This window comes from Armatimonas sp., from assembly GCF_964826245.1.
Map to the genome: position 1 here is coordinate 1 of NZ_CBAYMC010000230.1, position 6803 is coordinate 6803.

Genomic DNA, 6803 nt, shown 5'->3' on the forward strand with positions numbered 1-6803 from the left:
CCGCGTGCTCCTCAACCTCCACGAGACGATAACACGACCATGAAAATCACAAGGGAAGACGAACTCAAGCAATTCCGCGCGCAGCAACTGACCCGCCGGGCGCTGCTAGGCAAGGCCACCCAAGGCCTCGGCGCACTAGCGTTAGCCTCACTGGAGGCGAAGGCTTCCCCCCTAACCCCCGCCCGGCGGGGGGACAAATCAGAAGGGTATTCCTTAAATTCCCCCCGCTCGGCGGGGGTTAGGGGGGCCAAGCGCGTGATCTGGCTGAGCATGGCGGGTGGGCCATCGCACTTAGAGACCTTCGACCCCAAGCCCAAGCTCGCGCAGATGAACGGCCAGCCCATGCCCGAGAGCATGACCAAGGGCCAGCAGATCGCGCAGCTCCAGGGTCAGAAACTCACCTGCTTTGGGCCGCAGCTCCCGTTTGAAAGATTTGGAAAGAGCCAGATCGAGATCTGCGGGCTCTTTTCCCAGCTCGGCTCGGTGATTGATGAGGTCTGCTTTATCCGCTCCATGACCACGGATGCCATCAACCACGACCCGGCGCACATGTTCATGAACACGGGTAGCCAGATCGCGGGCAGGCCGAGTATGGGCTCGTGGATTACCTACGGGCTGGGGAGCCTTGCCAAGGACCTGCCGGGGTTTGTGGTGCTGACCTCGCTGGGCCAAGGCGGACAGAACCAGCCCATCGCGGCGCGCCAGTGGAGCAGTGGCTTTCTGCCGAGCAAGTACCAGGGCGTCCAGCTGCGTAGCAAGGGCGACCCGGTGCTCTATCTGACCAACCCGAGCGGCGTGACGCGTGGCCGGCAAGGGACAGATATCGCGGCGATCAATGCGCTCAATAAAGCGTACAACTCCCTCGTAGACGACCCGGAGATCGCCACAAGAATCGCGCAGTATGAGCTGGCCTTTCAGATGCAGGCGTCGGTGCCGGACTTAATGGACATCTCGCAGGAGACAAAAGAGACCCTGGAGCTCTACGGCTGTCAGCCAGGCGATGGCTCGTTTGCCAGCAACTGTTTGTTGGCGCGGCGGCTTGCGGAGAAGGGCGTGCGCTTTATCCAGCTCTACCATAAGGACTGGGACCACCACGGCGATATTAAAAACGGCGTGACGCTAAAAGCCAAGGAGATCGATCGGGCGTGCATGGCGCTCATCACGGATTTAAAGCGGCGCGGGATGCTCGACGACACGCTGATTGTGTGGGCGGGGGAGTTTGGGCGCACCCCGATGTCGCAGGGCAATGGACGTGATCACCACAACAAGTCCATGACGGTCTGGCTGGCGGGGGCGGGGGTTCACGGGGGGATGGTATACGGGGCCTCCGATGAGCTGGGCTACGCCGCAGTCGAGAATATCACGACGGTGCACGACCTCCACGCAACTATGCTCCACCAGCTCGGTATCCAGCACGAGGCGTTTACCTACAAGTTCCAGGGGCTCGATGCCAAGCTCACGGGGGTTGAGGGCGCAAGCGTGATCAAGAGCATCTTGAGCTAAAGCCTCCCTCACTTGTGGGGGCAGGGGGCTTTATCCCCAGCTCTGGCGCATCTCGTAGGTGGTGTCGGGGTCGTTGCCGAGGGCGCTGGCGAACGACTCTTGAGTGGCCTGTGGGGCAGAGTCGCTGCGGTAGCTGGCTCCGGCGGCGAGCTGCGGGGGCTGGCGCAGGTAGCGAGCAAGCTCGTCCACACTTCTGTCGAGTTTCTCGGCGAGCTGGGAGAGTAGCGCCTGCGGGATGGTCTCAAACGCGACCAACCGTCGGTGCAGCTTCCAGAACAGCCCGAGGGGCAACTTCAGCGCAGCGGCGAGGCTCTCGGCCGTGTGGCCTTTGGCCTCCGCGACGGACTTTAGGCTTGCGAAGGTGGCGGCGCTGTAGGCCACGCGCTTCTCGCGGAGCACAGACAGGCCAATGGACTGAGCATGGGCTCCATTTGCGCTGGCAGCGGGGAAAGCACGGTCAGCAGCCAGGTAGGCGAACTCGCGAGCTTGCGCGGGGTAGCGTGCTGCCCAGTCCGCCACTTGTGCTGTGGTGTCATTGGCAAACTCTATTAAAATCGTATCGGCTAGCTCTTCGTTCATTTTTCGTTCCACTCCCGCAGTTTCTGCTCCGCACGGCGCAGGTAGTTACGTACCGTCCGCCCTGTCACTCCCATGATCTTCGCCACGGTCTGGCGCTTGGGATCGTCGCTCTCTTCCGGCAGTCCCTCGATGTACTTTAGGTACACCGCCAGGCGCTCGTGCTCGGCGAGAGCGGTGAGTGCCTCGCCGTACTCCGCTAAGGCTTCCGGCCCCGGCCCACTATCGCGGATCCGGAGCATGGAGGACTCGCCGCTCTCGCTCGCCTCCTGCTCACTGCTCTCACGGAGCTGGACATCCAGGCTTGCTTGCCGCTTCTCCACCAAGTTCCAGAGCCGTCTGTCCAGACACACCCAGAATCGCACTTCCCAAAACTCTCCGGTCGCCTCTCGTGAGAAGAGCGCATCGAAGAGAAGCGCGAACAGATCGCGCGTCACGTCGTCCGCATCTTCCTGAGGGAGCCGCCACTTGGCAAGCTGTCGGGCGATATGCCCACTCACGCGCTCGGTCAAAAGCTCCGCGATCCCCCACGCCATCTCGTCATCACCGCGCACCGCGCACTCCCGAAGCGCATAGACCAGAGTCTCTTCCCGAAGCCTCGCGGGGCTACCGGCAGGCTCTCGGGCGAGGAGCGTCTCTCTGCGCGCCCGGGAACGCATTTTACAGAGACGCTGGATCTCTTCCTCTGCCTGTCGCTCTCGTTTATAGGGACTATTGTCCTCTCTACGGGTTCGGGTCAAGGGGCGGTAGGCCCAGTTTTCTGCGTTTGATGCGTCTATCATGGAGGGTACTGTCTGGGAGGGCACAAACCCGGAAAAAGTAATTTTACGAGTTTTGTGCCTGATAAAATGGAAAGTGTCGCTTTATTATAACCTGAGGAACCCTGAGAGCTGATAAACAGTTTGAAGGATTATCTCGCGAAGTGTATCAGATTGACTCGGAAAGTATTCCTTGAGGTAGGCATTTGGCGATGAAGGAACGGACGTTGAGTATGACAAGAAAAGAGCTACTCTCTCTGCTGGGAGTGAGCGCAATGACAGTGGCACTAACAGGGTGTAGCGGCGGTGGAGGTAATGGTGGCGGCATAACTCCTCCCTCTTCGCGTCTCCAAAAGACGGGCACTCCCAGTCCTCAGGGCAGTAGCTGGAGCATTGTTGGCGAGGGGGCTGATGTTCAGCCGAAGAAGAAATGGACCGTGCTGGTCTTTATCAATGGTGCCAACGATCTAGAGACCTATGGCGTTCTCAACATGAACCAGATGGAGAAGATCGGCTCGACGGCGGATGTCAATATGGTGACCCAGTTCAAGCGAATTGGGGGGCGCTTTGACAACTCAAACGGCGACTGGAGCGACACGCGCCGCTATTATGTTGACCGTGATGGTAACGACTCCACGATCACCTCCACCCTAATCTCCCAGAGCGATAGCATTGATATGGGAAGTCCCAGTGAGCTTCAGGACTTTATCAACTGGGGCGTGCGGACATTTCCCGCCGAGCGCTATAACCTCGTGATCTGGAACCATGGGGCAGGCTGGCGCTCGGTGAAGACGCGCTCACAGCGGCCTCCCGCGACACGTGGGGTTTCCTACGACGATACCACCAACAATCATATTGACACGATCGCGGTTCCCGGAGCCATTGTGCACCCCGAGGGCAAGAAATGGGATCTGCTCAGTGTGGACTGCTCGCTGATGCAGATGATTGAGGTACTCTATGAGTGGCGCGATACCGCCAACTATATCGTCGGCTCCGAGGAGTCCCCACCCGGTGAGGGCTATGCCTACGACCTGACGATGGGGAAGCTGGCAGGCAACCCCGATATGGATGGCAGAGCATTGGCAATCCACTATGCCGAAGATACCTCGACCCGCTTTGCCAATCTCTATGGCATCACGCAGTCCGTGGTGGAGACAGCACGTGTGCCAGGTATCGTGAGTGCGCTCAACGATCTTGGGGCAACTCTTATGGATCTCAAGGCCAGCTTTGGTCCCGATATCAGCCTCGCCCGAGAAGATGCGCAGTCTTATGAGTACGCCGAAAACAAAGACCTGCTACACTTTTTAGATCGTCTTGAGGTGCGGGTCAACGATGCGACTCTGAAGCAAAAGACAGCGGCGGTGCGCAACGCTGCTAAAGCGGCGATTGTTCGCAATGTCACGACCAAGCAGTACTCGCCCAACTCCCAGGGAATCGCGGCATTTCTTCCGACCCCGAGCCGCTACCGCTCGATAGATATTCAGCAAGCCAATGGTTTTGGGCAGCGCTACACGCTGCTCAAGCTTTCCCAAGATGCCCCACGCTGGCAGGAGTTCTTGGCGAACGGCCCCGTGTGAGTCCATGCTGGTGAAGGAAATCCTCCTGTGCGCACCGAATGGTGGTGTAGGAGGATTTTTTTATGCCATTTCGTCTGGCACTGGTGGGTTGTGGTGGGCAAGCGGGGGGTGATGTCCCCAATATCGCCTCGCACAAAGAAGTCAAGATTGTCGCGGTCTGTGACCCCGATAAAGGGGCACAAGCACGCTTTGGGGAGCGCTATAGTGTCCCCGAGTCGGCGCGGTTTGCGGACTACGAGAAGCTGCTCAATACCGTGGAGTGCGACGCGGTCTTCTGCGCCACGCCCGATCATATGCACGCTCCCGTGGGCCTCAAGGCGCTCTCGCTAGGCCGCCATGCCTATGTGCAGAAACCTCTGACGCGCGGCGTCGGTGAGGCGCGTGCGATGCGCTTGGCGGCGGAGAAGCACCCAAAGTCTGCTACCCAAATGGGCATCCAGATCCACGGTGAGGGCAGCTACCGCACGGCGATTGCCTGGCTTAATGCAGGCGTGCTGGGCAAGATCCAAGAGATTCACTCGTTCTGCGGCAAGGGCTGGGGCGGCGCGCGCCCGCCGCGCATGGCGGAGATGCCCCCCGCAAACATGGACTGGAACCTCTACTGTGGGGTCAGCCGCAAGGTTCCCTTTCTCCCCGACGAGTTTCATCCGGGCAACTGGCGGCGCTGGCAGAACTTTGGCACGGGGACACTAGGCGATATGGCCTGCCATATTCTTGACCCGGTGCTCTCTGGCACGCGTCTGAGCACGCCGCTCTCGGTGGTGAGCCACTTGGAGGCCCCACCCAGTGTGCTGAACTTCCCCTACAACGCCCATATCACCTGGCAGCTCGCCGGAACCCGTAGCACGGCCAAGACCGTCGCGCTGCACTGGTACCACGGCGACACACGCCCCGCCAAAACACTCCTGCCTGAGATGTTTGAGGAGCTCAACACGGGCTCGGTGGTGGTCGGGGAGTATGGCAAGATGGTCGTCCCGCACTGGGCGACTCCCTCGGTCTGGGACAACAGTGGCAAGCGTGTCGAGAAGCTTCCCGCTAAAGTGGAGTCCGTCAGCCACTACCACGAGTGGGTGGATGTCGCGCTAGGCCGCAGCCCCGGCCACGGCCCCACGCCGGGCAAGTGTAGCACCCACTTTGGCTACTCCGGCCCCCTCACCGAGATTGTCTTGATGGGCAATATCGCCTCGTGGCAGCCCGGCAAGACGCTGAACTTCAACCCCGATGCCTGCCAGTTCTATGGCGACGGCGCAGGGGATGCAAACTTCCGCCTCCTGCCGCTCTACAGCCGCGACTGGAACCCCCTCGCCATGTAGCGTTTTTCCCCCTCCCCCTTCCTGCTTTGCGAAGGGGGACTTTACGGACGGAGATGTAAAGCCCTCATTTGAGTTGGAGATAGCTCCATATTAAAGAGTTGTGCCTGTAGTCCCAGAAGTTCTACCTGCACAGGCATGCATTCCCTCGCCAGCATGTCCATTTTCGCCCCCCTCACCCCCGGCTAGGGAGCGAGCGCGGCGCAGGGCAACTGCCTCTAGCAGGAGTGCGAGTGCCAGCAAGACCGTGGCCTTGACGATCAGCTCCAAGATCGGGCTCATGGCACCTTCTCGTTTTCTTTCGCCTCCGCAATTAAAGCGGAGAGCCGGGCAAGCTGGTCCTCGCTGAGGGTGCGCTCTTTGGACTGCAAGAGCGTGGCAACCGTGCGCTCGATCGAGCCTCCAAAGAAAGTGGTGACAACCCGCTCTAGAGCCGTCTTTGCGACTGCTTGAGCGGGGGCGATGGGCAGGTAGATATAGCGCCCCTCTTCTTCGGTGTGTGTGAGGTGCCCTTTTTTCTCCAGAATCCCAAGAAGTGTCCGAACCGTGTTGTAGCCGGGCGGGTCGGGGAGTGCTTCGAGCACCTCGGCGACACTGGCCTGCCCGCGCTCCCAGATAATGTCCATCAGCTGTCGCTCGCGCCGGCTCAGCTTATCACTTGCTTCCATGCGAAAATTTTCGCACATCGGCGTTTAGTTGTCAAGAGTTTGGTGCGAATTTTTTAGCATTTGTTTTTAGAGCACGCGTCTGCCGCCGCGCCAGTCGGCGTGGAGGCGCTGGGAGCTGGTGAGAATCCGCGTCAGTTTCCGAGGGGCGCTCAGGCTTCCCAGGCAGAGTACGTGCTCCTCTTTGCCGTTGACCATGCGGTTAAAACACGTCACAAAGCGCTTGTGATCGGGGGCGACACACAGTCCGCTCCAGCCGTACTCGCCCCACGGCTCCGCCTTGCCCGTGGCCAGGTTTATTAGCACTGCCGTGTGCCACTTGCCCTCGCGGTTGCCGCCCGCAAGCTGGACACCGAGCACGGCTGTTGAGGTGTGGGGGAGGGCACTCAGGCGCAGAATCCCGCCGCTGATTCC

Annotated in this window: 8 protein-coding genes; 3 read left to right on the plus strand and 5 right to left on the minus strand. The window is 60.1% G+C overall.

Annotated features, from left to right (window positions below):
• Positions 1 to 39: 39 nt before the first annotated feature.
• Positions 40 to 1503, plus strand: a complete 1464-nt coding sequence (locus tag AC1XOS_RS17950; RefSeq protein ID WP_481963598.1) for a DUF1501 domain-containing protein — start codon at positions 40 to 42, stop codon at positions 1501 to 1503.
• A 30-nt stretch (positions 1504 to 1533) separates the two neighbouring features.
• Here the strand turns inward: AC1XOS_RS17950 and AC1XOS_RS17955 are convergent, their stop codons facing one another.
• Both AC1XOS_RS17955 and AC1XOS_RS17960 read right to left on the minus strand, forming a co-directional pair.
• Complete coding sequence (locus AC1XOS_RS17955; protein WP_481963591.1) at positions 1534 to 2082, minus strand: hypothetical protein; 549 nt, start codon at positions 2080 to 2082, stop codon at positions 1534 to 1536.
• Positions 2079 to 2738, minus strand: coding sequence for a sigma-70 RNA polymerase sigma factor region 4 domain-containing protein (locus AC1XOS_RS17960; RefSeq protein ID WP_481963592.1), 660 nt, complete (start codon positions 2736 to 2738; stop codon positions 2079 to 2081). Before AC1XOS_RS17960 ends, AC1XOS_RS17955 begins: the two co-directional genes overlap by 4 nt.
• A gap of 332 nt (positions 2739 to 3070) precedes the next feature.
• On the opposite strand from AC1XOS_RS17960, the gene AC1XOS_RS17965 reads away from it, so the two are divergent.
• Positions 3071 to 4414: a clostripain-related cysteine peptidase gene (locus AC1XOS_RS17965; protein ID WP_481963593.1), complete on the plus strand. Its 1344-nt coding sequence runs from the start codon at positions 3071 to 3073 to the stop codon at positions 4412 to 4414.
• 62 nt (positions 4415 to 4476) lie between these two features.
• On the plus strand, positions 4477 to 5727 hold the full coding sequence (locus tag AC1XOS_RS17970) for a Gfo/Idh/MocA family protein (RefSeq protein WP_481963594.1): 1251 nt from the start codon (positions 4477 to 4479) through the stop codon (positions 5725 to 5727).
• A gap of 90 nt (positions 5728 to 5817) precedes the next feature.
• On the opposite strand, the gene AC1XOS_RS17975 is transcribed toward AC1XOS_RS17970, so the two are convergent.
• The 3 genes from AC1XOS_RS17975 to AC1XOS_RS17985 form a co-directional block, all read right to left on the minus strand.
• A complete protein-coding gene (locus AC1XOS_RS17975; protein ID WP_481963595.1) occupies positions 5818 to 6006 on the minus strand; it encodes a hypothetical protein in 189 nt (62 codons plus the stop codon).
• A complete protein-coding gene (locus AC1XOS_RS17980; protein WP_481963596.1) occupies positions 6003 to 6392 on the minus strand; it encodes a BlaI/MecI/CopY family transcriptional regulator in 390 nt (129 codons plus the stop codon). The genes AC1XOS_RS17975 and AC1XOS_RS17980 overlap by 4 nt, the downstream gene beginning before the upstream one ends.
• 66 nt (positions 6393 to 6458) lie before the next feature.
• A partial coding sequence (locus AC1XOS_RS17985) for a hypothetical protein (protein ID WP_481963597.1) occupies positions 6459 to 6803 on the minus strand: 345 nt, incomplete at its 5' end.

What these genes read in the sequence shown, in the direction of transcription:
- AC1XOS_RS17955 (WP_481963591.1), bottom strand. Translation starts at nt 2,082, where the DNA reads ATGAACGAAGAGCTAGCCGATACGATTTTAATAGAGTTTGCCAATGAC.
- AC1XOS_RS17980 (WP_481963596.1), bottom strand. Translation starts at nt 6,392, where the DNA reads ATGGAAGCAAGTGATAAGCTGAGCCGGCGCGAGCGACAGCTGATGGAC.
- AC1XOS_RS17970 (WP_481963594.1), top strand. Translation starts at nt 4,477, where the DNA reads ATGCCATTTCGTCTGGCACTGGTGGGTTGTGGTGGGCAAGCGGGGGGT.
- AC1XOS_RS17975 (WP_481963595.1), bottom strand. Translation starts at nt 6,006, where the DNA reads ATGAGCCCGATCTTGGAGCTGATCGTCAAGGCCACGGTCTTGCTGGCA.
- AC1XOS_RS17965 (WP_481963593.1), top strand. Translation starts at nt 3,071, where the DNA reads ATGACAAGAAAAGAGCTACTCTCTCTGCTGGGAGTGAGCGCAATGACA.
- AC1XOS_RS17960 (WP_481963592.1), bottom strand. Translation starts at nt 2,738, where the DNA reads ATGCGTTCCCGGGCGCGCAGAGAGACGCTCCTCGCCCGAGAGCCTGCC.
- AC1XOS_RS17950 (WP_481963598.1), top strand. Translation starts at nt 40, where the DNA reads ATGAAAATCACAAGGGAAGACGAACTCAAGCAATTCCGCGCGCAGCAA.